Here is a 26,211-nt window from a genome sequence, read left to right on the forward strand (position 1 = left end):
GCCACGACGGCGGTCATGGCGGCGGCACCGGAAACGGTCCAGGGGAGGGCCACGGCGGGGGTCACGGCCATGGCCCGGGCGACGGGCACGGCTCCGGTTCCGGTTCCGACGGTGGGCACGGGCATTCGCACAGCCACGGCCCGGCCGCCCCCGTCTCGCAGCACCTGCGCAAGGTCATCGCGGCCATCCTCATCCCGTTCGGAGCCGCGGTACTGGTGGGGCTCGTGGTGCTGTGGCCCGGCGGAGCCCCGGCCCACGAACGCACCGGAGTCGGCTTCGACCGGCAGACCCAACAGGCCACGGTCACCAAGGTCGTGAGCGTGAGCTGCGCATCGGTGAACGCCTCGGGCGACACTCCTACCGGCGACACCTCCACGGCCGAGGGCTCCTCCGCGCAGCAGCAGGCGAGCGGCACCTGCAAGCGGGCCACGATCCGGGTGGACACCGGCGACGACAAGGGCCGTACGTTCACCGAGATCGTCCAGCCGGACCAGTCACGGCAGTTGGAGCAGGGCGAGAAGGTCGTGGTCGCCTACGAGCCCTCCGCGCCGAAAGACCTCCAGTACTCGGTCACCGATGTGAACCGCCGCATCCCCATGGCGGTCCTGGCCATCATCTTCGCGGTCGCCGTCGTGGTCGTCGGGCGGTTGCGGGGCGTCATGGCGCTGGTCGCGCTGGCCATCAGCTTCATGGTGCTGAACTTCTTCGTCCTGCCCGCGATCCTCCAGGGGTCGAACCCGCTGGTCGTGGCGGTGGTGGGATCGAGCGCCATCATGCTGATCGCGCTGTATCTCTGTCACGGGCTCTCGGCCCGCACATCCGTCGCGGTGCTCGGCACACTGATCTCACTGCTGCTGATCGGCATCCTCGGCTCGCTGTTCATCGACTGGGCCGCGCTGACCGGCAACACGGACGACAACACCGGCCTGATCCACGGCCTGTACCCGTCGATCGACATGAGCGGTCTGCTGCTGGCCGGCATCATCATCGGCTCGCTCGGCGTCCTCGACGACGTGACGGTCACTCAGACCTCGGCGGTCTGGGAACTGCACGAGGCCAACCCCGCGATGGGCTGGCGCGGTCTGTACCGGGCCGGCATCCGCATCGGCCGCGACCACATCGCGTCCGTGGTCAACACGCTCGTCCTCGCCTACGCCGGTGCCGCGCTGCCGCTGTTGCTGCTCTTCTCGATCGCGCAGAGCAGCGTGGGCGCCGTCGCCAACAGCGAACTGGTCGCCGAGGAGATCGTGCGCACCCTGGTGGGCTCGATCGGTCTGGTCGCCTCCGTGCCCGTCACAACGGCCCTGGCGGCCCTGGTGGTCTCCGCCGACCGGCCAGGCCCTGGAAAGGCACCCGTGACGGCTCCGGAAGCGACTCCTGTGGCTCCGGCGGGGGCGATGGCCGCGGGCAGCGCCCAGGCCCAGGCCCGGGGCGGCCGCGGCAGGCGGCGCAAGCGCTGAGGGGGGCGCCCGAGCGCCGACAGCACCGGCCGACTCGGGCGCACGCCTCACTCTTCCCGGCAAGGCCGTTCAGCGCCTGCGCCACCCTGTGGAGAAGCGTTCCTGCACAACACCAGCCGCGGCGAAGCATTCGCCACCACTCGCTTCGCCATCACGTCAGCCGGCGCTCTGCTCCTCCGCCAGGATCCGGTCCAACGCCTCGTCCAAATGCGCGTCGAAATCGGCGAGGGCACCCTCCTGGCCCAGCGGAACCAGCTTGTCGGTGCGGTCGAGGAACGCCACGAGCGGGGCCGCCGAGGAGCGGAACAGCGCCTGGTCACCGCCGACCTGAAGCCGGATCAGGACCTCCCCCAGCACATCGGGATCCACCGGCGAGACCCGGACATCTCCTTCGCCGCACGGCCTGCCCACCCCGTCGATGAGCAGTTCGCGCCCGAAGGCCCAGGTCACCGGGGCATCTCCGGGCAGATGGAAGGTGAGTCGCACGGCATAGGGATCGCACGACTCGTAACCCAGCTCCACCGGAATGCGGAACGAGAGCTCCTCGGAGACGAGGAAGCTCATCATGACCTCTGCCTGTACTGCCTGTACGGACTCGCGCATCGCCTTACCCCGTCTTGCCGCCGACTGGCCGGGAATGGACCTTCTGACACTGCACGCATCTTGCTGAACGTACACAACAGATCACAAGGAGTGAGTTTTCAGATACTGATAGAGATCGCCAGCGATCCCAACAGCCGTCCGATCTCGCTCTGAAGTTGCCGAGCCGCCGGCAACAACCGGTCGGCGTGATGGGCGGGCAGAGAGATCGCCATCGTGGACGCTGTGGTGCCCACGGTGATCGGGACGGCGGCGCACACCGTGCCCAGCGCGTACTCCTGCCGTTCGACGACCGGCTCCATACGCCGCATCCGCTCCAGGCGCCGCAGCAGAGTGCGGTTGTCACGCACGGTGTACGGGGTGATCGACTGCGCGGGGTAGCGGTCCAGGTGGTCGCGGCGGGCGTCCTCGTCCAGCTGGGAGAGCAGACACTGGCCGATGGCGTGCGCGTGTCCGGTCTCGCCGAAGTCGGCCCACTCCTCGACCGCCGGATTGCCCGGGGTGTCGGAGACGCACATGATCTCGATCTCGCCGTCGCGGTACCTGGCGTAGTACACGGGGACACCGATCGAATCGCGCCACTGGGCGAGGGTGTCGGCGACCGTGCTGCGACGTTTCTGCGCGGCGCCGCTCCTGCCGAGCCGCTCAGCCGCCTCACCGAGGAAGAACAGCCCTCTGTCCCGTCGCAGATAGCCCTCGTGCACGAGGGTGCGCAGCAGGTGGTAGGCCGTGGGCAGCGCGAGTCCGGTCTCGCGGGCGAGTTGTTTGGCCGGAGCCCCGTACTCGTGCTCCGCGACGGATTCCAGCAGCCGCATGGCGCGCTGGACGGAGCCGATCAGGGTGGCCGCGGGGTGCGGATGCTCGGGGGTGGTCGTGCTCGGTGGGCGTTGCAGCGGGGGCGCGGCGGACCGCGGCCGGGCGGGGGGTGCGAACGGTTCTGCCGATGCGGTGTCAACCATGACCATGGGTCACTTCCGAAGCGCGAGGGGGAGATCCGTGCGGGGAACACGGGAGGGGGGTGTGCGCCACTCGCGGGGGTTCCTCCCCGCGACGAGTCCGGACTTTAACCGTCTGCCACCGCGTACAGACGGGCTGTCAGGGAAACTTCCCCCGGCCGAGGGAACAGGCGATTCCTGTTACCGCTCACCGGCCTCCCGCACCGCTCACCAGTCGCTGCGCGACGAGGAGCTCGAAGTGAACTTCCTTACGACGTAGATCAGTCCGCCGACCAGCGCCACGAAGACCAGCAGCTTGAAGAGCAGGCCGATCACGAACCCGACGACGCTGGCTATGAGGCCACCGAACACGACCAGGGCGATGACCGGCACCGCGACCCACTTCACCCACCACGGCATTCCCGCGAAGATCTCTCGCATCGCCCTTGTCCTCATCCTCTTCGGTCGATGTCCGGCACCCCTGTCGGGCCGGAGCGTTTCGATGTCCTGCCGCCGATGCTAGGTCCGAAGAGGGGGCCGACGGGGGCCTCGCACCCCTTGTCCTCCCCTGAACGAACCCCTAGGGAACCCCGAGATTGCTGGTCAACCGGCAGACGGACACGCTCAGGACGGGCTCCGGGCGGAGGAGCTCAGCCCTCGGCCGGCGAGAACACGACCAGGACCCGCAGGTCCTCGCTGATGTGATGGAACTTGTGGGCGACCCCGGCCGGGACGTACACCACGCTGCCTCGCGCCACCTGCGTGGTCTCCAGGCCGACAGTGATCGAGGCGCGCCCGCTCACGACGAAGTACACCTCGTCCTGGTGGTGCGGGTTCTGCGGATCATGCGCGCCGGCGTCGAGCGCGTACAGTCCGACCGACATGTTCCGTTCGCGCAGAAACTGTAGGTAGGCACCGTCGTTGGCGGCTCGCTCCGCCTCCAGTTCATCCAACCGGAATGCCTTCATCAACCTTGTCCGCCCTCGTCCGGTGCTCGTTCTCGATCTCTCTGCCACGATCAGACACATGAAGAATTTCGTAGTCAAGACGATCGCCAACGCAGGCGCCCTGGCGGTCGCCGTCTGGCTGCTCGACAAGATCACTCTGACCGGTGACAGCACGGGCAAGAAGATCGGCACCCTTGTAGTCGTCGCACTGCTTTTCGGCCTGGTCAACTTCCTGGTCAAGCCGATCGTGAAGGTGCTGACCTTTCCCCTGTTCATCCTCACGCTCGGCCTGATAACCCTGGTGGTCAACGCCCTGATGCTGCTGCTGACCTCGTGGTTGGCCGACAAGCTGGACCTGAGCTTCCATGTGGAGGGCTTCTGGACCGCGGTCCTGGGTGGCCTGATCATTTCCGTCGTCTCCTGGGCCCTCAACGTCGTCATGCCCGACGGCGACTGAACCCGCGATGACCTACCGCGTCTGCTTCGTCTGCACCGGCAACATCTGCCGCTCGCCGATGGCCGAGTCGGTCTTCCGCGCGCGCGTGGACGACGCCGGTCTCGAGGGACTGATCGAGGTCGAGAGCGCCGGCACGGGCGACTGGCACGAGGGCGAGAACGCCGATCCGCGTGCCCTCTCCGTCCTGGAGGAGCACGGATACGCCCTCGACCACACGGCCCGGCGCTTCGAGCCGTCCTGGTTCGCCCGCCTCGACCTCGTCCTGGCCCTCGACTCCGGCCATCTCAAGGCCCTGCGCCTCCTCGCACCCACGAAGGAGGACGCGGCGAAGATACGGCTGCTTCGGTCCTACGATCCCGCGGCAGCCGACGACCTCGACGTCCCCGACCCCTACTACGGGGGCCTGAGCGGCTTCGAGGAGTGCCTTGAGATGGTGGAGGAGGCGAGCACCGGTCTGCTCGCCGCCGTACGAGACGACGTGGAAGGACAACAGGCATGAGCGGATCCGCTACCGACGGAGAGCTTTCCAGAGGCCCCGGCGAGGGCACGCGCGCGGTGCGGGCGGGGCTGCCCGAGCCGGTGAAGTACGAGCCGACCCTTCCCGGGCCGGTGTTCGCGGCGCACTTCCACCTGCCGGGCGAGCCCACGGGCCCGTACACCTACGGCCGTGACGAGAACCCGACCTGGACCCACCTGGAGCACGCCATCGGCGAGCTCGAGGCGCCGGGCCAGGACGACGTCGAGACGCTCGCCTTCGCCTCCGGCATGGCCGCGATCTCGTCGGTGTTGTTCTCCCAGCTGCGCGCCGGAGACACCGTCGTACTGCCCGACGACGGCTACCAGGTGCTGCCCCTGGTGCGCGCGCAGTTGGAGGCGTACGGCATCGAGGTACGCACCGCGCCGACCGGCGACGACGCTCAGCTGGACGTCCTGGAGGGCGCGAAGCTGCTGTGGATCGAGTCCCCCTCGAACCCCGGGCTCGACGTGTGCGACATCCGGCGGCTCGTCGAGGCGGCACACTCGCGTGGCGCTCTGGTGGCCGTGGACAACACGCTCGCCACCCCGCTCGGGCAGCGCCCGCTGGAACTCGGCGCCGACTTTTCGGTGGCCAGCGGCACCAAGCAGCTCACGGGCCACGGCGACGTCCTCCTCGGCTACGTCACCGGGCGGGCCGGTACGCCGATGACAGCCGTACGGCGCTGGCGCAAGATCGTCGGGGCGATCCCGGGGCCCATGGAGGCCTGGCTCGCGCACCGGTCGATCGCCACCCTCCAGATGCGCGTCGAGCGACAGAACACCACCGCCATGGCCGTGGCCGAGGCACTGCGGGGGAGGCCCGAGGTGAGCGGGCTGCGGTACCCGGGACTGCCGGACGACCCGTCCCACAAGATCGCCTCGCAGCAGATGCGTCGCTACGGGTGCGTGATCTCCTTCACGCTGTCCACGCGCACGCGTGCCGAACGTTTCCTCGACGCCCTGCGGCTCGTGGACGACGCGACGAGCTTCGGCGGGGTGCGGTCCACCGCGGAGCGGCGCGGGCGCTGGGGCGGGGACGCGGTGCCGGAGGGCTTCATCCGGCTGTCCGTCGGCGCCGAGGACCCCGAGGACCTGGTGGCGGATGTGCTGCGTGCGCTGGCGGAGTCGGCGCTGTGACTGCCTTACCGACCCCCCTCCGGGGGCCCCGCTACGTACGACGGACGGTCCGAGCCTCCCCCCTCGTGGCTCGGACCGTCCTCGGTTCTGCGCGCGAAGAACCGCGCGAACAAGGCTAGTTGACTCTGTGTCAGTGTCCAATCACAGTAGCGACAGAGACCTATCGACTTATTTATAGTTGGGCCCTGCCTCAGAGCTGGAGGAAAGGCAGGGAAAGGGAGGACGCTCCGTGGATCTGGCCTTGCTGCGCACCTTCGTGACCGTGCACCGGGCCGGCTCCTTCACTCGCGCCGCCGCTCTGCTGGGACTGTCCCAGCCGGCCGTGACCTCCCAGATCCGCACGCTGGAGCGGCAGCTCGGCCGCCCCCTGTTCCTGCGGCAGGCCCGTGGCGTGACGCCGACGAGCATCGGCGACGAGCTCGCCCACAAGGCCGCTCCCCATCTCGACGCCCTGGTGGAGATCGCCGGGACCGGCCCGGGCGACGAATCCGCCGGGCGGACGCTGCACCTCGCCGGTCCCCCCGAATTCACCGCCGAGCGGGCCCTTCCCGCGCTCACCGAGCTGTCAGGTGACGACGGCCAGGGGTTCGCCCTGCGTGCCTCCTTCGGAAACGCCGAGGAGGTCCTGGAGGGCCTGGCTGCCGGCCACCACGACCTGGCCATCAGTACGGCACGACCGCGCGGGGCGCTGCTCACGGCCACTCCGCTGTGCGACGAGGAGCACGTCCTGGTCGCCGCCCCGCAGTGGGACGAGCGGATCGATGCCGGGAAGCTGTGCCGCAAGGGCGCGTCCGCCCTGGAGAACCTCCCGGTCGTCGAGGTCCACGAGTCGCTGCCCCTCGTCTCCCGCTACTGGGCCTCCGTCTTCGACTCGCGCCCCGCCGCCTCGGGCACCGTCATCGTGCCCGACCTGCGCGCGGTCCTCGCGTGTGCTGTCGCCGGCGCCGGTCTGGCGGTCCTGCCCCGCTATCTGTGCGCGGCCGCTCTGGAGCGCGGTGACATCGTCGCGCTGCACGAACCGGCGGTGCCGCCGCTACGGACCTACGTTCTCGTGGCGCGCACAGGAACCCTGGCGACGCCGCATATCGCACGTGCCCACGAGTGGCTGCTGGGCTCGGCCACCGCGTGGTACTGACCCGGTTTCCGCACCGTGGCAAGGAATGAACTCGCCCGGTGACCTCTCACGATGTTTCACGTGGAACCAGCCGGGCCACATTTCTCCCATGACCGTCCGACCCGTGGTCAAGCGCACCGCACGAGCCGTTCTGCTGGACGGCGACAACCTGATCCTGATCAAGCGCACCAAGCCCGGTGTGGATCCCTACTGGGTCACGCCCGGTGGCGGGGTCGAACCGGATGACGCGACCGTGGTGGACGCCTTGCACCGCGAGGTGCACGAGGAACTCGGCGCCAAGATCACCGACGTGGTGCCCTGCTTCGTCGACACCGTCGAGCACATCGGTGATGACGGGGGTGCGACCGGCGTGAAGGTGCAGCACTTCTTCGTCTGCCGTCTGGAGTCCATGGACCCGTCCCTGCGGCACGGCCCCGAGATCGAGGAACCCGCCGGCGAGTACGAGATCGTCCGCGTGCCGTTCACCCGGGTCGGGATCGCCTCCGTCCACCTCGTACCGCTGTCGCTGCGGCACTACCTCGACGGCAACATCGAGGGCGTCCGCGCCATGCACGCGCCCGACCTCGGCTGAGGACCTGAGCCCGGCCCGTAGCGTCCTGCTGGGCCATGGGTCAGCTTCCGGCTGCGACGAGTTCCTCGACCGAGTCATGGCGTATGCGCTCTGCGGGGATGCCGACGCCACGCAGCGCGTCCACCCCGCTGCGGATCATGCCGGGCGGGCCGGCGACATAGGCGTCGTACTCGGCCCAGGGCCCGAACGTGCGTATCGCGTCGGGCAACTGAAGCAGACCGTGCCGGTCGACCACCGGGCGGACCTCCAGCCAGGGGTGGGACTGCTGGAGCCGGAGCATGGTGTCGATGTCGTACAGGTCGTGGTCGCTGCGCGCGCCGTAGAACACCTCGACCGGGCGCCGGGTGCCGTGCTCGGCGACATCCTCGACCAGCGCCTTGATGGGAGCTATGCCGGTGCCGCCGCCCAGGCAGAGCAGGCCGCTGTTCCTGGTGTGGTCGACGGTCATCGAACCGGCCGGGGGACCGAGCCGGATGACGTCACCGGGCCGGGCGCGGTGCACCAGGGCGCTGGAGACCCAGCCCGCGGGGACTGCCTTCACATGGAACGCCAGCAGGCCGTCGGAGCGTGGTGCCGAGGCGAAGGAGTAGTGCCGCCAGATCCGCGGCCACCATGGCGTCTCCAGGCTCGCGTACTGCCCGGCGAGGAAGGGGTAGGGCTGGTTGGGGCGGACGGTGAGGATCGCCACATCCGGCGTTCTGAGGTCGTGCGTGACGACCTCCGCGTACCACCAGGGCGGGGCGCGCAGTTCGTCCACGGCCGCCGCGTCGATCATGACCTGGGAGATCGTGGTGTAGGTCCGGACCCAGGCCGCCTCCGTCTCGGCGTTCCACACGGCACCCGCGTACTTGCTCAGCGCACCGATGAGGCACTCGCCGACCGCCGGATAGTGCTCGGCCCTGGTGCCGTACTTGCGGTGGCCACGGCCCAGGTTCTGGAGGTATTCGACGAGGACCGCTTTGTCGTCCATGTGCTCGGCGGCGGTGAGCAGTGCCTTGAGAAGCCGGTCCCGTTGGGCGTCCATCGCGGGCGGGAACAGCGAGCGCAGGTCGGGGTGGCGGACGAACAGCAGCGCGTAGAAGTACGACGTGACCTTGTCGGCCACCGGGGCCACCTCGGCCATCGTGCGCCGGATGAGGACGGCGTCCGGAGACTCGTTGGTGACAGGGGTCGAGCGAGCGGGCACCAGGGAGTCGACGGGCGAGGCGGTGCCCTGCTGCACGGCCGAACGGGGCTCGGCGAGCACGGCCCGCTGCGGGGACGCGGGCACTTCCGCGGGCACCTGCGGCTGCGACTGCTGCTGCGGCATGGGCGGCGACTGCTGGACAGGCGCCCCAGGTTCCGCACGGCCTTGAGAGGCGTCGGGTGTCGTGGGCGGGGCCGGGGCCTCGGGCGGGGCCGGTGTCCGAGGTTGCGCGGAGGGTGGTGCCTCGGCGGGGTGGTGGACCTCGATGGGGGATTCCTGCCAGGGCGGCGACTGGGGCTGTGCGCTCGCGGGGGCGGTCATCGCGTCGGGGGCCGGCGGGTCCTGGTGTATTCGGCGCTCAGCGTCCGTGGTGCCGCCCTGGGGCGCCGCGCCGTGGGAGTCGACCGCGTTCCGGCCCACCGGGCGCAGTGCGGCCAGGCGACGGCCCTCAGAAGCCCCCTGCTCGTCCCGCGGAGCCGGCTCCGGCTGCTTGCGCGGTGTGAACCATCCGTCCCCGCCGCCGGACGTGCCGTTGTCGGCCGACCTGCTGGTCGGAGCGTCCATGGTGTGCCTCGCCTCGAACATCTTTCGGTCGGTCTGCGCACTTCCTGGATCGGAAGGTGCCTGCTTCCCCCGCAGACGGCTTGTTTTTCCGTTCGGTTCCACGACCAGGACCGCCACGGTCCACCCGTATTTCCCCTCCGCACCCCCGCGTAAGGCGAGTGTGCGAGATGGGGCGGCACTCTTACCGCAGCATCCCACCCTGTCCGGGCGCCTCGGCCACATCACCGGAAATGCGGGTCTTCGATCTCTCCGTCCCGTTAGGCTGCATTGCCCCGTTCTCGGCTCGCGCGGAATGTGTGCACCGCGTCGCGCGCACTTCGTTCCGGAAGCGAACCGGAGTCGACCATACCGGCCGCCGTCCGCCGCACAAGTCCCCCCCTTCCGTCCCCGGAACTCGCTCGGCACGCGAACGGCAGGTTCTCTTCAATCAGCGGTCGTGGCACACCAATTCATAGGCATCCCACAGATCCTTCCCCACGTAGGAGTGGGTCGCGAGGCCCGACAGATGGCGGTCCGCGTTGACCGCCACGGAGACCGGCACGGCCCCGAACAGATCCTTGTCGGAGAGCGAATCGCCGTAAGCGACACAGTCGTCCCGCGTCACTCCGAACTCCGCGCAGAGTCGGTCGGCGATCAGCACCTTCGCCGCTGCGCTCAACGCTCCCGCCGGGTCCATGGGCTCGGTGAAAGGGACCGCCGGGAAACGGGATCCATAAGTTGCGTGGGCACCCCAGCCAGTGAGTCTTTCCACGAAGAAGGAAGGCGAGAGCGACACGACCGCGCAGTACTCCCCCCTGCGTCCTATCTCCGCCCAGACATCGCGGATGCGTGCCAGCCACGGCGCCCCTTCGAACGCCGCCGTCACATGCTCCTCAGTGAGCTGCGTCCAGAGGTCGTACACCTGCGTCGCGTACTCCGGCGGCCCGATCAATCCCGCCGAGATCGACTGCTCCAGCACCACTGTCTCGGCCTCCAGGCCGAGTTGACGTGAGATCTCCAACGGAGCGGACGTCCCGTGCAGCAGCGTGCCGTCAAGATCGAAAAGGTGAAGTCTCGCCATGGGCCGAGGCTAACGGGCAGTCCTGATGCCTCTCTGACAGGGCTTGTCCCGAGCTGCCGTTCGCCCCTGTTTCACGTGAAACACTCCCGCGCTGCCGTCGCGCTGGACGGCGGGCCGTGAGCTTCGGCGGTGGGCCATGGCATGGCCAAAAGCACGTACGTCCCAGGGGAAACAGGTGGACGCCGACGGTACGGGTCGGACAGCCTGGCGTGCGTGCCGACTCCTTCCCTCACCGCTCTGCCCATCCGTCGTCTGACCCACCGCGATCTCACCGCCTGCGCCGACTTGTCCGAGAACCGGGGGTGGCCGCGCGAGGAGCACAAGTGGGGCCTGCTCCTCTCGGCCGGAAAGGGTTACGGCATCGACGACCCCGACGGCGGCCTCGTCAGTGCCTGCGTCGTCACCGAGTACGGCCCGCACGGCCACCCCGTCCTCGGCGCCATCGGGATGGTGCTGGTCGCCGAGCGGCACGCCCGGCAGGGCATCGGGCGGCGGCTGATGCGGCACGTCGTCTCCCTGATGGGCACCACCCCGCTGACCCTGCACGCCACACCGAACGGCCGTCCGCTCTACGAGGAGCTGGGCTTCAAGACCACAGGCCGGGCGGAAATGGTGCGCGGGCGTTTCACCCCGGATGAAACGGCGTCGGACGTCGTCACCCGTGCGGCCACGGCCGAGGACCTCATCGCGATCCTTCGGCTCGACGAGGAGGTCTTCGGCACCGATCGGACGCACGTGATCACTCGCCTGCCCGCCTTCGCCGACCAGGTGCGGGTAGCCGAGGACGACGGCCGGATCATCGGTTACGCGGCCGCATGGCCCAACATGGACACCCAGGTCGTGGGCCCGCTCGTCGCCAGGACCACAAAGACCGCGAAGGCCCTGCTGGCCTCCCTCGCCGCCCGCACCGACCGGCCGCTGCGCACCGACATCGACGTACGGCACGAGGAACTGCTGGAGTGGGTGAAGGCACGGGGCCTGGAGTCCGTTGCCTTCAACGCCGTGATGACCCACGGGATCACGGAGTTGCCGGGCGACTGGCGCCGCCGGTTCGCTCCGCTGACGGTGGCGGCAGGCTGAGCCGGGAGACACGACGGAACGCCGGTTCCCGTGATGGTCGGAAACCGGCGTTCTTCGTGGACGCGGCAGGTCAGGCGAGCGTCTCCACGGCGGCCGTGGCGAAGCCGTGGTCCTGCTCCGGGGCGCCGCCCCCGACCCCGATCGCGCCGATCAGACGGCCGTCGCGGTGCACCGGCACCCCACCCGCGATGAACAGCAGCGGCCGGTCGAGCGCGGTGGGCAGGGTGTGGAAGAGGCCGCCGGGCTGCACGGCGTCGACGAGGTCGGCGGTGGGGGCGTTCAACTGAAGCGCCGTGTACGCCTTGCGCGTGCTCGTCTCCCCGGAGATCAGTACGGCCCGGTCATCGCGGCGGAAGGCCAGCAGATGGCCACCGGCGTCCAGGACGGTGACGCTGACCGTGACCCCGGCTGCCTCGGCGGCACGGCGGGCGGCCGAGACGAGGGCTTCGGCGTCGTGAATGGTCAGGGGCGCGAAGGTGGTGGTGCTCATGAGGGGAACTTCTCCTTGCGATGTTTTCGGGGCGTGTCGAGGTTTTCGAGGTTCGGCGTGACCGAGGTCCCGGTGCTGCCGAGGTCGAACGCGGTCGAGGTCCGCGGTGATCAGGAATGGGCGCCGGCTCGCCGGGACGGCCCTGGCCCGGCGAGGTGACCGGCGGGTCTCACCGCTGGACGGCCGTCTGCCGCTCGACGGGCGTTCCCGCGGCGACGACGGCGCCGGCACCGCCAGAGGCGTTGTCGCGGCGCTCCAGCGCGGCCGAGACGACGGCGAGGAGCAGGGCGCCGGCGGCGAGGGCGGCGCCGACCCAGTTCGGGGCGGTGTAACCCAGGCCGGCGGCGATGACGATGCCGCCGAGCCAGGCGGACAGCGCGTTGCCGAGGTTGAAGGCACCGATGTTCACCGCCGACGCCAGCGTCGGCGCGCCGTGGGCCTGGTCCAGGACGCGCTTCTGGAGCGGCGGGACGGTGGCGAAGCCCAGGGCGCCGATCAGGGCGATCGAGACGGCTGCCAGGACCTTGTTGTGGGCCGTGAGCGTGAAGAGCGCCAGGACGACCGCCAGGGCGCCCAGAGAGACGTACAGCATCGGCATCAGCGCGCGGTCGGCGTACTTGCCGCCGACGAGGTTGCCGCCGACCATGCCGAGCCCGAAGAGGACCAGCAGCCAGGTGACGGATCCGTCGGCGAAGCCGGCCACGTGCGTCATCATCGGCGCGATGTAGGTGATGGCCGCGAAGACGCCGCCGAAGCCGAGGACGGTCATCGCCATGGCGAGCAGCACCTGGGCGTTCTTGAAGGCGGCCAGTTCGTGCCGCAGGCGCACTCCCTCGGCCCGCGGCATCTCGGGCACGAGCTTGGCGATGCCGGCCAGCCCCACGACGCCGAGCACGGCGACGATGGCGAAGGTGACGCGCCAGCCGATGCTCTGTCCGACGAGAGTGCCCAGCGGTACGCCCACGACGTTGGCGACGGTGAGGCCGGTGAACATCATCGCGATGGCCCCGGCCTTCTTGTCCGGGGCGACCAGGTCCGCGGCGACGACCGAGCCGATGCCGAAGAAGGCACCGTGGGCGAGTGAGGCGATCACGCGGCCGATCAGCATCACGGCGAACGAGGGGGCGACGGCGGACAGCAGGTTGCCGACGATGAACAGGCCCATCAGCAGCATCAGCATCCGCTTACGCGAGACCTTGGTGCCGAGGACCGTCATGAGCGGGGCACCGAACATGACACCGAGCGCGTAGCCGGTCACGAGGAAGCCGGCCGTGGGGATGGAGACCCCGAAGTCGCCCGCGACCTCGGGCAGCAGACCCATGATCACGAACTCGGTCGTGCCGATTCCGAAGGCCCCGATCGCGAGGGCCAGAAGCGCGAGAGGCATAGGAGGTAACACCTTCCGAGATGATTGCAGATGCGCTTTACGTGCTTCGACAATAGTTGCAGACGCGGGCAATGTGCAACCGCCGTATATTGCGGGATTGCTCTATCCTGGTCTCAGCCGCTCCGGGACGGAGGAGAATCCGCATGACTGCGACGGACCCCGCGCTCACCGCTCTCGCCCAGGGCTGGTGCGCCCTCTCCCTGCTGCACGGGAGGATCGAGGCCCACATCGAGCGCGCGCTACAGACCCGGCACGACCTCAGCGTGCGCGAGTACTCCCTGCTCGACGTGCTCAGCCGGCAGCACGACGGCGACGGGGGACATCTACAGATGAAGCAGGTGGCCGACGCGGTCGTGCTCAGCCAGAGCGCGACCACCCGGCTGGTGACCCGGCTCGAGGACCGCGGGCTGCTCGAGCGCTATCTGTGCCCCACCGACCGCCGCGGCATCTACACCAACGTCACCGCAGCCGGTCTGAAGCTGCTCGCCGAAGCGCGTCCGACCAACGACGCCGCCCTGCGCGAGGCACTCGACGAAGCCGCCAGGAACGCGGAACTGGCCCCGCTGGTACGGGTCGTGGAGTCACTGAACACACCCGTCGCCACCGTGGGCACATAGGGTGCGGGCATGGGAGATCTTGAAATACGGGCTGCCGTCGCCGAGGACATCCCCGCGATCGTCGGCATGCTCGCGGACGACCCCCTGGGCGCAGAGCGCGAGTCGCCGGACGATCTCAGCCCCTATCTGACCGCGCTGGAACGGCTCACCGCCGACCCGAACCAGCGTCTGGTCGTCGCCGTCCGCGAGGGGCACGTCGTCGGGACGCTCCAGCTGACGATCATCCCGGGCCTGTCCCGGCGCGGCTCGACCAGGTCGATCATCGAAGGCGTGCGGGTGCACGCCGACGAGCGCGGCAGCGGCCTGGGCACGCGGTTCATCGAGTGGGCGATCGAGGAATCCCGGCGCGAGAACTGCCAGTTGGTGCAGCTCACCTCCGACAGCACGCGCACCGACGCCCACCGCTTCTACGAGCGCCTGGGGTTCGCCGCCTCACACGTGGGTTTCAAGCTCCAGCTCTGAAGACTCCGAGCCCGAACAGAAGCGCCCTGTTTCACGTGAAACAGGGCACTTCCCTCTCGTGAGCAGCTATCCGATGCCACGCCAGCCCTCCGGGTCGATACCACCGGGCACAGCGGCCTGCTCGTCGTACGGCTGACGCGTGAACACGAACGACCCGAGGTCCAGGTGGTCCACGCTCCCGTCCGGCCGCCGTACGGCCCGCAGGAGCTCTCCGGCGTAGTAACCCTCCAGGCCCGTCCAGGTGCCGTCCCCGTTCGGCCTGAACCGGGAGCGCCGGCCACCGCCGGACAACGGCCCCAGAGAGACCAGCCCGTCGGCCGTCACCCGCAGGGCGAAGGGGCTGGTCCCCCAGTGCCACTGGCCCGCCAGCTCCAGGACAGCGGGGTCCACCTCCCGCAGCGGACGCCACGGCTCGGGAATCCGCGGCTCGGCCTCGGCGACGATCCGTACGAGATCGGCTGCCACCTGGGACGTCAGCAGGCCGGACGTGCAGTTGGCGAGCACCACCGCGGCCACGTCGTCCACCACGCCGATGGTGAGGGTGGCCAGGAAGCCCGGCACCGAGCCGGAGTGGCCCACGAGCAACCGGCCGTCCCGGTGCTGGATCTGTAGCCCGAGTCCATAGCCGGCTCCGTCCGCCACATCAGGCAGCCCGGCCGGTGCCGCGGGCGTCCACATCTCGCGCAGGGTCTCCGCGCTCAGGACGCGGCCGTCGCCCCGGGCCAGGAAGGCGGCGAATCGCGCGAGGTCGCCGGCCGTGGACCAGAGCTGGCCCGCCGGGGCCATCCGCCCGAAGTCCTCGGTGGGCTCGGGCAGCATCACGTCGGCCCAGGGATGGACCGCCCAGCCGCCCGCGGCCGGGGCCAGCGATCGGACACTCGTACGGTCGAGCCCCAGAGGTTCGAGTACTTCCCGTCGCAGCACCTCTTCCCAGGGCGCCCCACGGAGCTCTTCCACGAGAGCACCCAGGAGCGAGTAGCCGGGGTTCGAGTAGTGGTGACGCCGGCCGGCCGGAAACGGGGCGGCCCGGTCGCCGAGGACGTCGGCGAGCTCGGGCCGCAGCGAGCCCGGGGTCCGCTCCCACCAGGGGCCCGGCGACTCGGCCGCCAACCCACCGGCGTGGGCGAGCAGTTCGGCCACCGTGGCCTCCCCCGCGCCGGTTCCGGGCAGGTGCTTCTCCAGCGGGTCCTCGAGGTCGAGCACTCCCTCGTCGCGCAGTCGCAGCACGAGCACGGCGGTGAAGGTCTTGGTGATCGAGCCGATCCGGTACTGCACGTTCTCGTCCGGCGCATGCCCGTCGACCGAGGTCCGCGCCCCGTGCCACACGGCCCGCCCGTCCCGTACGACCGCGGCGACCAGCGAGGGGGCCCGACCCTCGGTCTGGGCCACGGCGATCCGGTGCAGCAGCGCCCGCCGGGTGCCGGGAAGTAGCTCTTCCTGAGGTGTTGTCATGGGCCCAGTCCATCCGCTCGCGCGGCCGACGTCGAGTTCATTCCGCCCGGGGCACCTGTGGGTCCCCGGCACGCACGACATGTTGATCTTCTATGACCTGCGGGTTCTGAGTTGCCTCAGTCCCATTTCGTCCAAGATCGGGCTCAGTTGACGGTGGCACCGTTCCGGGCCGATGGCATGGTGCTGCTCGCGCCGGTCACTTCCGTTCCAGCGCGGCCAGCCGCAGCTCGAGCTGGTCGACCCGGTGCCGTAGCAGGGTGACCTGGGCTTCCAGGCTGACTTCTCGTTCCGCCCTGCGTTGAATGCGCGGTGACGCGGCGGCGCGCTCGATCACCGCTTCCAGCTGGACCAAGCGCTGCGGGCCGTTCGGGCCGTCCACCAGCCGGGACTGGATCTCGCCGTTGCGGTACCAGGACCGCAGGGCCGAGCGGGAAACGCCGGTCTCGGCTTCCGCCTTGGCCAGCGTGACCCAGGGTGTCTCGTCCAGTTGCTCGAACAGCTCCAGCTCGTTCTGCCAGCGCGCGAGCCGGTCCTCCCAGTCCGACGGTGTCTCCATCACACCCTCCCTTCAGCATGGTGACCCTATCAATAAGAGTGTATTGACAGGGTTGGGACCATGGATCCATGCCATTTGAACGGTTCACGGTGGAAGCCCGCAAGGTGGTCGTCACGGCTCAGGAGGAGGCGAGGCTGCTCAAGCACAACCACATCGGCACGGAGCACATCCTGTTGGCGCTGCTCGACGCGCCGGACAGCATGGCGGCGAAAGTCCTGCACCGGCTCGGGTACGACAAGGCGACGGCGCAGGTCGACATCGCCGCGGTGGTCAAGCCCGGTACGCAGGAGCTGAGCGGCCACATCCCGTTCGCGCCGAGCGCGAAGAAGACGCTGGACCTCGCCCTGCGCGAGGCGCAGCAGCTGCACCACAACCACATCGGTACGGAACACATCCTGCTCGCCCTGGTCAGGGAACGTGAGGGCGTCGGTGCGAAGGTGCTTGCCGAGCGGATCAATCCGATCAGCAAGATCCGTGCCGCGGTGCTGGCATCAGTGGAGGGATCGCAGGACGTCGCGGCCGGCCCATGGCCGGTCGGCACATCTGCCACCGAGGACACCGTGTCCGCCGCCAGCGCGCTGGCCGGTGGCGCACCGGTCGGCAGCCACCACCTGCTGGAGGCGATGCTGCGGGCGGAGAACAGCATGGCGGCCAGGGTGCTGCGCGAACTCGGGGTCGACCCGGACGCGGTCGCCGCCAAGATCGACGAAATGGATCCGGAGACGACCACGGACGCGAACCCGGAGGAGGCCGCCGCGCGCAAGATGGAAATCCGGCTGGTCGACGATGAGGTGCACCTGATCCTGCGGGACCCGACAACGGTCACGATCGCCAGGAAGGTCACCGAGCTGTCCCAGGGCCCGGTCCAGGGCGTCGGGCCGGTGGCCGGTATGTTCGTCCCGCTCTGGCGGTCGACCAACCAACTGCTTCTTCAGATCCAGCGCGTGCTGGAACCGGAACCCGAAGAAGAGGGCGGATCCGCCGCGAGCAACGTGGCCAAGGTCGTGCGCACGGTGCTCGCGCCCCGGCTCCGCCGGTGAACCGGCTGATCAGCGAGCCGGAACCTGACACCTGCCGGTCGGCGCCGACGGCGCAAACTCCCAGGTCCGAGCGCTGCTCACCGACGCCCGACCAGCGCCGCCGGCCGGCAGTCCGCGCACGTCCAGGAAATCCTGGCGTCGCCGGACTCCGGCCGGAAAATGCTCGGTTCTTCCAACCGGGCTGAAGGTAACCGGATACGACCAGGCCACCGGCCGCCCAGCCGGCGCGATGCGGGGCGGAGTGGGACGTCGTTCCTTGAGATCTGAGGCCCTGCAACACCACCGGATCAGGTCTGCGCCATGTCCACGAAGCGCGAGTAGTGGCCCTGGAAGGCGACGGTGATGGTGGCCGTCGGGCCGTTTCGGTGCTTGCCCACGATGATGTCCGCCTCGCCCGCGCGCGGAGACTCCTTCTCGTAGGCGTCCTCACGGTGCAGCAGGATCACCATGTCGGCGTCCTGCTCGATGGAGCCGGACTCACGCAGGTCGGACACCATCGGCTTCTTGTCCGTGCGCTGTTCGGGACCACGGTTGAGCTGCGAGAGCGCGATCACCGGGACCTCCAGCTCCTTCGCCAGCAGCTTGAGGTTACGGGACATGTCCGAGACCTCCTGCTGACGGCTTTCCGAGCGCTTGGAACCACCGGCCTGCATCAGCTGGAGATAGTCGATGATCACGAGCTTGATGTCGTTGCGCTGCTTCAGTCGGCGGCACTTGGCCCGGATCTCCATCATCGACAGGTTCGGGGAGTCGTCGATGTACAGCGGTGCGGAGGAGACCTCGGGCATCCGGCGCGCCAGACGGGTCCAGTCCTCGTCCGTCATGGTGCCGGAACGCATGTGGTGCAGGGCGACGCGGGCCTCGGCGGACAGCAGGCGCATCGCGATCTCGTTGCGCCCCATTTCGAGGGAGAAGATGACGCTGGGCAGGTTGTGTTTGATCGACGCCGCGCGCGCGAAGTCCAGCGCGAGCGTCGACTTGCCCATGGCGGGACGCGCCGCGATGACGATCATCTGGCCCGGGTGCAGACCGTTGGTGAGCGAGTCGAGGTCGGTGAACCCGGTGGGCACACCCGTCATCTCGCCGCTGCGCGAGCCGATCGCCTCGATCTCGTCGAGGGCGCCCTCCATGATGTCGCCGAGCGGGAGGTAGTCCTCGCTGGTGCGCTGCTCGGTGACCGCGTAGATCTCGGCCTGGGCGCGGTTGACGATCTCGTCGACGTCGTCGTCGCCCGCGTATCCCATCTGCGTGATGCGGGTGCCGGCCTCGACCAGGCGGCGCAGCACGGCGCGTTCGTGGACGATCTCCGCGTAGTACTCGGCGTTGGCGGCTGTCGGCACCGTCTGGACGAGGGTGTGCAGATAGGACGCGCCGCCGACCTTGTTGATCTCCCCGCGCTTGGTGAGCTCGGCGGCGATAGTGATGGGGTCGGCCGGCTCGCCCTTGGCATAGATGTCCAGGATCGCCTGGTAGATCGTCTCGTGCGCGGGCTTGTAGAAGTCGTGGCCCTTGAGAACCTCGACCACGTCGGCGATGGCGTCCTTGGACAGCAGCATGCCGCCGAGGACGGACTGCTCGGCGTCGAGGTCCTGCGGCGGTACCCGCTCGAAGGCGGTGCCACCGCCTTCCCACTCGCCGCTGTCCCGGCCGCGATCGTGCTGTTCGTCACGACCGCGCCCCCCTTCGCCGCGCCGCCGGGCGGGAGGCAGACGATCACTGGGCCCACTGTCGGCCCACGGGTCGTCCAAGGGCTCGGAAATGCTCACCGAGCAACCTCCTCCCGTCCGCCGAGCGGACCTCGCCATGCCTTCTTTCTACGGCACGGCACTGACAATCGAGAGCGCCAACTCCGGTTGTGCCGCGTCGGTTTTATGAGGGTTTCCTCGGCCGACGGACGGAGCGGGCGCCGGTCCACGGTAGGCCCGTCGGCACCGTCAGCCAATCTGGTTATCCACAGGCCATGTGGACGACGGCCCCGATGCTGTGGAGAACTCCGCAAAACCTGTGCACGACCCGGTGGACAGCCCTGTGAACAAGCCCTCGTCTTTTCTTGCGAAGACTCTCTGACCTGCACTTTTCCCATCCACCGGCTGTGCAGAAGAAAAAGTTGCCCGGTCGGGCCAAGATCTCTTCGAACGGCGCGCGAGAGGATACATGGCACAAGGAGAGGTAAGGGTCACATGCCGACTAGATCTCTTACCTGTGGACGATTAGATTGGTGGTCATGACACAGGCTCCCGCGCCCCCCGAGGCCGACCGACGGCAGCACGATCGAGAGATCGTCGCACTGGCCGTCCCGGCCTTCGGCGCACTTGTCGCCGAGCCACTCTTCGTCATGGCCGACAGTGCGATCGTCGGCCATCTGGGCACCGCCCAACTGGCCGGACTCGGCATCGCCTCCGCGCTTCTCACGACAGCCGTCAGCGTCTTCGTCTTCCTCGCCTACGCCACCACCGCCGCCGTAGCGCGCCGCGTGGGCGCCGGTGACCTGCCGGCAGCCATCCGCCAGGGCATGGACGGCATCTGGTTGGCGCTGCTGCTCGGCGCCGCCGTGATCGCGGCCGCCCTGCCCACCGCCCCGGCACTCGTGGAACTCTTCGGCGCCTCGGACACCGCCGCTCCCTACGCGACCACCTATCTGCGCATCTCGGCACTCGGTATCCCGGCCATGCTCGTCGTACTGGCCGCGACCGGTGTCCTGCGCGGACTCCAGGACACCAGGACACCGCTCTACGTCGCCGTCGCAGGCTTCGTCGCCAACGCCGCGCTGAACGTCGGGCTCGTCTACGGCGCAGGCCTCGGGATCGCCGGCTCTGCCTGGGGCACCGTGATCGCCCAGTGGGGCATGGCCGTGGTCTACCTCGCCGTGGTGGTCCGCGGAGCCCGACGCCATGGCGCGTCTCTGCGCCCCGACGTCGCCGGCATCCGGGCCTCCGCCCAGGCCGGGGTTCCCCTGCTGGTCCGCACTCTCTCGCTGCGGGCCATTCTGCTGATCGCCACCGCCGTGGCCGCCCGCCTCGGGGACGACGACATCGCAGCGCACCAGATCGCTCTGGGCTTGTGGAGCCTGCTGGCCTTCGCCCTCGACGCCATCGCCATAGCCGGGCAGGCCATCATCGGACGGTATCTCGGTGCCGACGACGCCCAGGGCGCCCGGGACGTCTGCCGCCGCATGGTCCAGTGGGGCATCGCCGTGGGTGTCGCACTCGGCCTGCTGGTCGTGATCGCCCGGCCGCTGTTCCTGCCGCTCTTCACCAGCGACCCTGCGGTGAAGGAGGCCGCGCTGCCCGCTCTTCTCGTGGTGGCGCTCTCCCAGCCCATCTGCGGCATCGTCTTCGTACTCGACGGTGTACTGATGGGTGCAGGAGACGGCCGCTATCTCGCCTGGGCGATGGTGCTCACCCTGGCGGTCTTCACTCCGGTGGCCCTGCTGGTGCCGGTTCTCGGCGGCGGTCTCACCGCAGTGTGGGCAGCGATGGCGCTGATGATGGCGGTCCGGATGCTGACACTCTGGCTGCGAGCCCGCTCCGGCCGCTGGATCATCACCGGCGCCACCCGCTGACTGTTTCACGTGAAACCGGCGGTCGTGTGAAACGGCCGGTCGTAGAAGGACCGGCGTTTCACGTGAAACAAGCAAGCGGAAGGGGCCGCACCCCGCGGGGTGCGGCCCCTTCTCAGCTCTTCGAGCCACGCGCAGCGATCAGGCCGCGACGACCTCGATGTTGACCTTGGCGGCAACCTCGGGGTGCAGACGCACGGACGTCTCGTGGGCGCCCAGGGTCTTGATCGCCGAGCCGAGCTCGATGCGGCGCTTGTCGACCTCGGGGCCACCGGCAGCCTTGATCGCGGAAGCGATGTCGGCCGGGGTGACGGAACCGAAGAGACGACCGGCGTCGCCGGAGCGCACGGCCAGACGGACCTTCACGCCCTCGAGCTGGGCCTTCACGGAGTTGGCCTGCTCGATGGTCTGGATCTCGTGGATCTTGCGAGCACGACGGATCTGCTCGACGTCCTTCTCGCCACCCTTGGTCCAGCGGATAGCAAAATTCCGCGGGATCAGGTAGTTGCGAGCGTAGCCGTCCTTGACGTCAACGACGTCACCAGCGGCACCGAGGCCAGAGACCTCGTGGGTGAGGATGATCTTCATTTGTCGGTCACCCTTCCCTTATCGCGCCTGGGCGGTGTACGGCAGCAGCGCCATCTCACGGCTGTTCTTGACGGCCGTGGCGACGTCACGCTGGTGCTGCGTGCAGTTGCCGGTCACGCGGCGGGCACGGATCTTGCCGCGGTCGGAAATGAACTTCCGCAGCATGTTCGTGTCCTTGTAGTCCACGTACGTGACCTTGTCCTTGCAGAATGCGCAGACCTTCTTCTTAGGCTTGCGCACAGGCGGCTTCGCCATGGTGTTTCTCCTGTGTGATCAAGAAGTTGGGATACGACCCACCCTCGACCCGGACGTGCCCGGAGACCCGGGCCCGAACGGCCTAGAAGGGGGGTTCGTCCGAGTAGCCGCCGCCGGCACCGCTGCTGCCGCCGGAGTTTCCACCCCAGCCGCCGCCACCGCCGCCGGCACCCTGGTTGCCACCGGCGGGAGCGCCGGTGGCCCACGGGTCCTCGGCGGGAGCGCCGCCGCCCTGCTGGGCGCCGCCGGAGTTTCCACCCCAGCCGCCGCCCTGCTGGCCGCCACCGCCACCGCCACCGCCGCCGTAACCACCCTGGCCGCCCTGGCCACCGCGGCCAGAGGCCTTGGTGACCTTGGCCGTGGCACTGCGCAGGCTGGCGCCGACTTCCTCGACGTCCAGTTCGTAGACCGTGCGCTTGACGCCCTCACGGTCCTCGTAGGACCGCTGCTTCAGCCGGCCCTGCACGATGACGCGCATGCCTCGCTGGAGCGACTCCGCGACGTTCTCCGCCGCCTGACGCCAGACCGAGCAGGTCAGGAACAGGCTTTCGCCGTCCTTCCACTCGTTCGTCTGGCGGTCGAAGGTGCGGGGAGTGGACGCGACACGGAACTTCGCGACCGCCGCACCGGAGGGGGTGAAGCGCAGCTCGGGGTCGTCGACAAGATTGCCGACGACCGTGATGACGGTCTCGCCTGCCATGGGGGAACCTCTCGGCGGGTTTGCTGCTGGCTGCTAGTGCTGCTACTCAGAATCCCGAGATCAGCTGAGCGGGAGAGCTCAGTGGGTCTCGGGACGGAGGACCTTGGTCCGGAGGACCGACTCGTTCAGGTTCATCTGGCGGTCGAGCTCCTTGACGACCGCAGGCTCTGCCTGAAGGTCGATGACCGAGTAGATGCCCTCGGGCTTCTTCTTGATCTCGTACGAGAGACGACGACGGCCCCAGGTGTCGACCTTCTCCACCTTTCCGTTGCCCTCACGGACAACGGAGAGGAAGTTCTCGATCAGCGGGGAGACAGCGCGCTCCTCGAGATCGGGGTCGAGGATGACCATCACTTCGTAGTGACGCATGTGGAACCCACCTCCTTTGGACTCAGCGGCCACGGTCGATCCGTGGCAGGAGGGTTGTGATGCGTACGCAACGGTATCGGCCGCCACTGACAATCGGGGGTCGGCTTGCGACTTCCCCGCTCTCAGCTGGACGGACTCCCTGGCAATGCCTGGGCAGACACCGGTGCAGACGGTACAGACTACCTGCACACACGCTTCCGGTTGAAATCCGGCGTGGATGACCGTCAGTCTGTACACGTCGGGTGTGTATGGCGCTACGATGCGCCGCCTTCCGCAGGAGGTGCCCCATGGCACAGGCATTGCGACCCAATACCGCCGGTTCTCTCTTCGCCACCGACGGCAAAACCCATCCAATCCAGGACACCCTGCTGGCAGTGACGCTGGTGCTCGGTCTGACGGCCTTCATCACGTCGTTCTTCCACAGCCTTCATCTGCTCAGCTCCTGGGCCGGCCTGGTGGGAATCCTGACCGGCGCGTACGGACAGTGGATCTCCGAGACCACCCGTGAGCGCTTCGGTCTGATCCTGGGTCTCGGTGCCTCGGGCTTCGGGTTCTTCATCGGCATGGCCCACGGCGGCCTCTTCGGCGGAATCTGGTGACCCGACCGGCGCCGGTGCCCGCACCACGGACACCGCCCACGCCGGAAGCCACGTAGGACACCTACGAATCCGGACGGAACGCCCCGGCCGCGCGCGGGCCGGGGCGCAGGTTCCGTACGCCCAGTCGGGCAGCTCGCAAGGCGCAGTAGGCTTCGGCGCGAGAGCCGGAGCCCCTGTACCCATGGGGACACACCAGCCCGAGGAGCGCCCCGAATGAGCCTGACCCTGAGGACGATCAGCCGCGAGCAGCATCTGGCATACATCCAGAGCCTGCCGTCGGCGAGCCACATGCAGGTTCCGGCCTGGGCCGATGTCAAGGCCGAGTGGCGTTCGGAGAACCTCGGCTGGTTCGACGAGCGCACCGGTGAACTGGTCGGCGTGGGCCTCGTCCTCTACCGCCAGTTGCCCAAGATCAAGCGCTACCTGGCCTACCTTCCCGAGGGCCCGGTCATCAACTGGTACGCGCCGAATCTGACCGACTGGCTGGAACCGATGCTCGCGCACCTCAAGCAGCAGGGCGCCTTCTCGGTGAAGATGGGCCCGCCGGTGATCATCCGTCGCTGGGAGGCCATCTCCATCAAGGCGGGCATCCAGAGCCCGGACGTGAAGAGACTGCGCGACATCGAGGCCGACTTCATCGAGCCGCGCGCCTTCGAGGTGGCCGACAAGCTGCGCCGTATGGGCTGGCAGCAGGGCGAGGACGGTGGCGCCGGCTTCGGCGACGTCCAGCCGCGCTACGTCTACCAGGTGCCGCTGGCGAACCGTTCCCTTGAAGAGGTCCACAAGAACTTCAACCAGCTGTGGCGCCGCAACATCAAGAAGGCCGAGAAGGCCGGCGTCGAGGTGGTCCAGGGCGGTTACCACGACCTCGAGGAGTGGCAGCGGCTGTACGAGATCACGGCCGTGCGGGACCACTTCCGGCCGCGCCCGCTCTCCTACTTCCAGCGCATGTGGTCGGCCCTCAACACCGAGGACCCCAACCGCATGCGGCTGTACTTCGCCCGCCACAACGGCGTGAACCTTTCGGCGGCGACGATGCTGATCGTCGGCGGCCACGTCTGGTACTCCTACGGCGCGTCCGACAACATCGGCCGTGAGTTCCGGCCCTCGAACGCGATGCAGTGGCGGATGCTGCGCGACGCCTACGCGCTCGGCGCGACCGTCTACGACCTGCGCGGCATCTCCGACTCGCTGGACGAGACCGACCACCTCTTCGGCCTGATCCAGTTCAAGGTCGGCACCGGCGGACAGGCCGCGGAGTACCTCGGCGAGTGGGACTTCCCCCTGAACAAGCTGCTCCACAAGGCCCTCGACATCTACATGTCGCGCCGCTGACGTCACGTTCAGTGATTCCATACCACTGACACCTCTGACACCTCTGACGCGTTTCCCCACACCGCAGCCACGAGAAAGGTCCCAGGTCCGGCCATGGCGCTCACCCTCTACGTCGACACCGCGCGCTGGCGGGCGCATCACAAGCACGTGCAGGAGCAGTTCCCGGGACTCGTCCCGGTCTGCAAGGGCAACGGCTACGGCTTCGGGCACGACCGGCTGGCCGAGGAGGCCACCCGGTTGGGCTCGGACGTCCTCGCCGTCGGCACGACGTACGAGGCCGCGCGCATCAAGGACTTCTTCGGCGGCGACCTGCTGGTGCTGACGCCCTACCGGCGCGGTGAGGAGCCCGTCCCGCTGCCCGACCGGGTCGTGCGCTCGGTGTCGTCGATCGACGGCGTGTACGGCCTCGTGGGCGCTCGGGTGGTCATCGAGGTGATGTCGTCGATGAAGCGGCACGGCATCAGCGAGCAGGACCTGCCGCAACTGCACGCCGCCATCGAGAACGTCAGGCTCGAGGGTTTCGCCATCCACCTCCCGCTGGACCGCACCGACGGCTCCGACGCCGTCGAGGAGGTCATCGGCTGGATGGACCGGCTGCGCGCGGCCCGGCTGCCGCTGCACACGATGTTCGTCAGCCACCTCAAGGCCGACGAACTCGCCCGGCTGCGGCAGCAGTTCCCGCAGACCCGCTTCCGCGCCCGTATCGGCACGCGGCTGTGGCTGGGGGACCACGAGGCCACCGAGTACCGCGGTGCCGTCCTGGACGTCACGCGGGTCGCCAAGGGTGACCGCTTCGGCTACCGGCAGCAGAAGGCGGCCTCAGACGGCTTCCTGGTCGTCGTGGCGGGCGGTACGTCGCACGGGGTGGGTCTGGAGGCCCCCAAGGCCCTGCACGGCGTCATGCCGCGCGCCAAGGGCGTCGCCCGGGCCGGCCTCGCCACGGTGAACCGGAACCTCTCCCCGTTCGTCTGGGGCGGCAAGCAGCGCTGGTTCGCCGAGCCGCCGCACATGCAGGTGTCCATCCTGTTCGTGCCCTCGGACGCGCCGGAGCCGCACGTCGGCGACGAACTCGTGGCCCATCTGCGGCACACCACCACACAGTTCGACCGGATCGTGGACCGCTGAGGCGCGAGCGCCGAAGAACGCAGCAACGG

Annotated in this window: 29 protein-coding genes; 14 read left to right on the plus strand and 15 right to left on the minus strand. The window is 68.9% G+C overall.

All coding sequences use genetic code 11. The features are described 5' to 3' along the window. The first annotated feature begins 164 nt into the window (after positions 1 to 164). Complete coding sequence (locus G9272_RS22400) at positions 165 to 1,460, plus strand: YibE/F family protein (protein WP_437184377.1); 1,296 nt, start codon at positions 165 to 167, stop codon at positions 1,458 to 1,460. A 156-nt stretch (positions 1,461 to 1,616) separates the two neighbouring features. Here G9272_RS22400 and G9272_RS22405 read toward each other — a convergent pair whose 3' ends face one another. From G9272_RS22405 to G9272_RS22420, 4 genes are all read right to left on the minus strand, one after another. Further along, positions 1,617 to 2,063 (minus strand): SsgA family sporulation/cell division regulator, encoded by a 447-nt coding sequence (locus G9272_RS22405; RefSeq protein ID WP_020130693.1) that lies wholly within the window; start codon positions 2,061 to 2,063, stop codon positions 1,617 to 1,619. Positions 2,064 to 2,161: 98 nt separating this feature from the next. After that, positions 2,162 to 3,025, minus strand: a complete 864-nt coding sequence (locus G9272_RS22410; protein WP_171398230.1) for an IclR family transcriptional regulator — start codon at positions 3,023 to 3,025, stop codon at positions 2,162 to 2,164. A 198-nt stretch (positions 3,026 to 3,223) separates the two neighbouring features. Next, positions 3,224 to 3,436, minus strand: coding sequence for a DUF5326 family protein (locus G9272_RS22415; RefSeq protein WP_020130691.1), 213 nt, complete (start codon positions 3,434 to 3,436; stop codon positions 3,224 to 3,226). 209 nt (positions 3,437 to 3,645) lie between these two features. After that, the gene (locus G9272_RS22420; protein WP_057606340.1) at positions 3,646 to 3,963 is read right to left on the minus strand and encodes a cupin domain-containing protein; all 318 of its coding nucleotides are present in this window, start codon (positions 3,961 to 3,963) and stop codon (positions 3,646 to 3,648) included. Between the two features lie 58 nt (positions 3,964 to 4,021). Here G9272_RS22420 and G9272_RS22425 point away from each other — a divergent pair, with 58 nt between their 5' ends. The 5 genes from G9272_RS22425 to G9272_RS22445 all read left to right on the plus strand — a co-directional run bounded on the left by G9272_RS22425 (position 4,022) and on the right by G9272_RS22445 (position 7,758). Next, a complete protein-coding gene (locus tag G9272_RS22425; protein ID WP_171398231.1) occupies positions 4,022 to 4,399 on the plus strand; it encodes a phage holin family protein in 378 nt (125 codons plus the stop codon). A gap of 7 nt (positions 4,400 to 4,406) precedes the next feature. Beyond that, positions 4,407 to 4,898, plus strand: a complete 492-nt coding sequence (locus G9272_RS22430; RefSeq protein ID WP_171398232.1) for a low molecular weight protein-tyrosine-phosphatase — start codon at positions 4,407 to 4,409, stop codon at positions 4,896 to 4,898. After that, a complete protein-coding gene (locus G9272_RS22435) occupies positions 4,895 to 6,052 on the plus strand; it encodes a cystathionine gamma-lyase (RefSeq protein ID WP_171398233.1) in 1,158 nt (385 codons plus the stop codon). The genes G9272_RS22430 and G9272_RS22435 overlap by 4 nt, the downstream gene beginning before the upstream one ends. 229 nt (positions 6,053 to 6,281) lie before the next feature. Then, positions 6,282 to 7,187, plus strand: a complete 906-nt coding sequence (locus tag G9272_RS22440; RefSeq protein WP_171398234.1) for a LysR family transcriptional regulator — start codon at positions 6,282 to 6,284, stop codon at positions 7,185 to 7,187. An 88-nt stretch (positions 7,188 to 7,275) separates the two neighbouring features. After that, complete coding sequence (locus G9272_RS22445) at positions 7,276 to 7,758, plus strand: NUDIX domain-containing protein (protein WP_171398235.1); 483 nt, start codon at positions 7,276 to 7,278, stop codon at positions 7,756 to 7,758. A 40-nt stretch (positions 7,759 to 7,798) separates the two neighbouring features. On the opposite strand, the gene G9272_RS22450 is transcribed toward G9272_RS22445, so the two are convergent. Next, on the minus strand, positions 7,799 to 9,508 hold the full coding sequence (locus G9272_RS22450) for a globin domain-containing protein (protein WP_171398236.1): 1,710 nt from the start codon (positions 9,506 to 9,508) through the stop codon (positions 7,799 to 7,801). Positions 9,509 to 9,935: 427 nt separating this feature from the next. Beyond that, positions 9,936 to 10,568 carry an HAD family hydrolase gene (locus tag G9272_RS22455; RefSeq protein ID WP_171398237.1) on the minus strand — a complete coding sequence of 211 codons (633 nt, stop codon included), beginning with the start codon at positions 10,566 to 10,568 and terminating at the stop codon, positions 9,936 to 9,938. Positions 10,569 to 10,781: 213 nt separating this feature from the next. Here G9272_RS22455 and G9272_RS22460 point away from each other — a divergent pair, with 213 nt between their 5' ends. After that, positions 10,782 to 11,648, plus strand: coding sequence for a GNAT family N-acetyltransferase (locus tag G9272_RS22460; RefSeq protein WP_171398238.1), 867 nt, complete (start codon positions 10,782 to 10,784; stop codon positions 11,646 to 11,648). A gap of 70 nt (positions 11,649 to 11,718) precedes the next feature. On the opposite strand, the gene G9272_RS22465 is transcribed toward G9272_RS22460, so the two are convergent. Both G9272_RS22465 and G9272_RS22470 read right to left on the minus strand, forming a co-directional pair. Continuing rightward, on the minus strand, positions 11,719 to 12,138 hold the full coding sequence (locus tag G9272_RS22465) for a GlcG/HbpS family heme-binding protein (protein ID WP_171398239.1): 420 nt from the start codon (positions 12,136 to 12,138) through the stop codon (positions 11,719 to 11,721). Positions 12,139 to 12,307: 169 nt separating this feature from the next. After that, positions 12,308 to 13,525 carry an MFS transporter gene (locus tag G9272_RS22470; protein ID WP_171398240.1) on the minus strand — a complete coding sequence of 406 codons (1,218 nt, stop codon included), beginning with the start codon at positions 13,523 to 13,525 and terminating at the stop codon, positions 12,308 to 12,310. Between the two features lie 143 nt (positions 13,526 to 13,668). Between G9272_RS22470 and G9272_RS22475 the strand changes: the two genes are divergently transcribed. Beyond that, entirely contained in the window at positions 13,669 to 14,142 is a 474-nt protein-coding gene (locus G9272_RS22475; RefSeq protein ID WP_171398241.1) for a MarR family winged helix-turn-helix transcriptional regulator, read from the plus strand. A gap of 9 nt (positions 14,143 to 14,151) precedes the next feature. Then, positions 14,152 to 14,604, plus strand: a complete 453-nt coding sequence (locus tag G9272_RS22480; RefSeq protein WP_171398242.1) for a GNAT family N-acetyltransferase — start codon at positions 14,152 to 14,154, stop codon at positions 14,602 to 14,604. 66 nt (positions 14,605 to 14,670) lie between these two features. Here the strand turns inward: G9272_RS22480 and G9272_RS22485 are convergent, their stop codons facing one another. Together G9272_RS22485 and G9272_RS22490 are read right to left on the minus strand one after the other, a co-directional pair. Next, positions 14,671 to 16,056 (minus strand): serine hydrolase domain-containing protein, encoded by a 1,386-nt coding sequence (locus tag G9272_RS22485; protein ID WP_171398243.1) that lies wholly within the window; start codon positions 16,054 to 16,056, stop codon positions 14,671 to 14,673. Between the two features lie 196 nt (positions 16,057 to 16,252). After that, positions 16,253 to 16,612 (minus strand): excisionase, encoded by a 360-nt coding sequence (locus G9272_RS22490; RefSeq protein WP_171398244.1) that lies wholly within the window; start codon positions 16,610 to 16,612, stop codon positions 16,253 to 16,255. 68 nt (positions 16,613 to 16,680) lie between these two features. On the opposite strand from G9272_RS22490, the gene G9272_RS22495 reads away from it, so the two are divergent. Beyond that, complete coding sequence (locus G9272_RS22495; RefSeq protein WP_171398245.1) at positions 16,681 to 17,652, plus strand: Clp protease N-terminal domain-containing protein; 972 nt, start codon at positions 16,681 to 16,683, stop codon at positions 17,650 to 17,652. A gap of 287 nt (positions 17,653 to 17,939) precedes the next feature. Here the strand turns inward: G9272_RS22495 and dnaB are convergent, their stop codons facing one another. Then, complete coding sequence (gene dnaB, locus G9272_RS22500; RefSeq protein WP_171398246.1) at positions 17,940 to 19,418, minus strand: replicative DNA helicase; 1,479 nt, start codon at positions 19,416 to 19,418, stop codon at positions 17,940 to 17,942. 458 nt (positions 19,419 to 19,876) lie between these two features. Here dnaB and G9272_RS22505 point away from each other — a divergent pair, with 458 nt between their 5' ends. Beyond that, positions 19,877 to 21,214, plus strand: coding sequence for an MATE family efflux transporter (locus G9272_RS22505; protein WP_171398247.1), 1,338 nt, complete (start codon positions 19,877 to 19,879; stop codon positions 21,212 to 21,214). A gap of 138 nt (positions 21,215 to 21,352) precedes the next feature. Here the strand turns inward: G9272_RS22505 and rplI are convergent, their stop codons facing one another. The 4 genes from rplI to rpsF all read right to left on the minus strand — a co-directional run bounded on the left by rplI (position 21,353) and on the right by rpsF (position 23,123). Further along, complete coding sequence (gene rplI / locus G9272_RS22510) at positions 21,353 to 21,799, minus strand: 50S ribosomal protein L9 (RefSeq protein WP_020130673.1); 447 nt, start codon at positions 21,797 to 21,799, stop codon at positions 21,353 to 21,355. A gap of 18 nt (positions 21,800 to 21,817) precedes the next feature. Continuing rightward, positions 21,818 to 22,054 carry a 30S ribosomal protein S18 gene (rpsR, locus tag G9272_RS22515; RefSeq protein WP_020130672.1) on the minus strand — a complete coding sequence of 79 codons (237 nt, stop codon included), beginning with the start codon at positions 22,052 to 22,054 and terminating at the stop codon, positions 21,818 to 21,820. Between the two features lie 82 nt (positions 22,055 to 22,136). Beyond that, a complete protein-coding gene (locus G9272_RS22520) occupies positions 22,137 to 22,754 on the minus strand; it encodes a single-stranded DNA-binding protein (RefSeq protein ID WP_171398248.1) in 618 nt (205 codons plus the stop codon). 78 nt (positions 22,755 to 22,832) lie between these two features. Then, positions 22,833 to 23,123 carry a 30S ribosomal protein S6 gene (gene rpsF / locus G9272_RS22525; RefSeq protein WP_006604399.1) on the minus strand — a complete coding sequence of 97 codons (291 nt, stop codon included), beginning with the start codon at positions 23,121 to 23,123 and terminating at the stop codon, positions 22,833 to 22,835. A gap of 287 nt (positions 23,124 to 23,410) precedes the next feature. On the opposite strand from rpsF, the gene G9272_RS22530 reads away from it, so the two are divergent. The 3 genes from G9272_RS22530 to G9272_RS22540 all read left to right on the plus strand — a co-directional run bounded on the left by G9272_RS22530 (position 23,411) and on the right by G9272_RS22540 (position 26,182). Continuing rightward, positions 23,411 to 23,722, plus strand: a complete 312-nt coding sequence (locus G9272_RS22530; protein WP_171398249.1) for a hypothetical protein — start codon at positions 23,411 to 23,413, stop codon at positions 23,720 to 23,722. Positions 23,723 to 23,935: 213 nt separating this feature from the next. After that, on the plus strand, positions 23,936 to 25,057 hold the full coding sequence (femX, locus tag G9272_RS22535; RefSeq protein ID WP_171398250.1) for a peptidoglycan bridge formation glycyltransferase FemX: 1,122 nt from the start codon (positions 23,936 to 23,938) through the stop codon (positions 25,055 to 25,057). A 93-nt stretch (positions 25,058 to 25,150) separates the two neighbouring features. Next, positions 25,151 to 26,182: an alanine racemase gene (locus tag G9272_RS22540; protein ID WP_020130668.1), complete on the plus strand. Its 1,032-nt coding sequence runs from the start codon at positions 25,151 to 25,153 to the stop codon at positions 26,180 to 26,182. The last annotated feature ends 29 nt before the right edge of the window (positions 26,183 to 26,211 follow it).

The organism is Streptomyces asoensis, from assembly GCF_013085465.1.
Taxonomy (GTDB): Bacteria; Actinomycetota; Actinomycetes; order Streptomycetales; family Streptomycetaceae; genus Streptomyces; species Streptomyces cacaoi_A.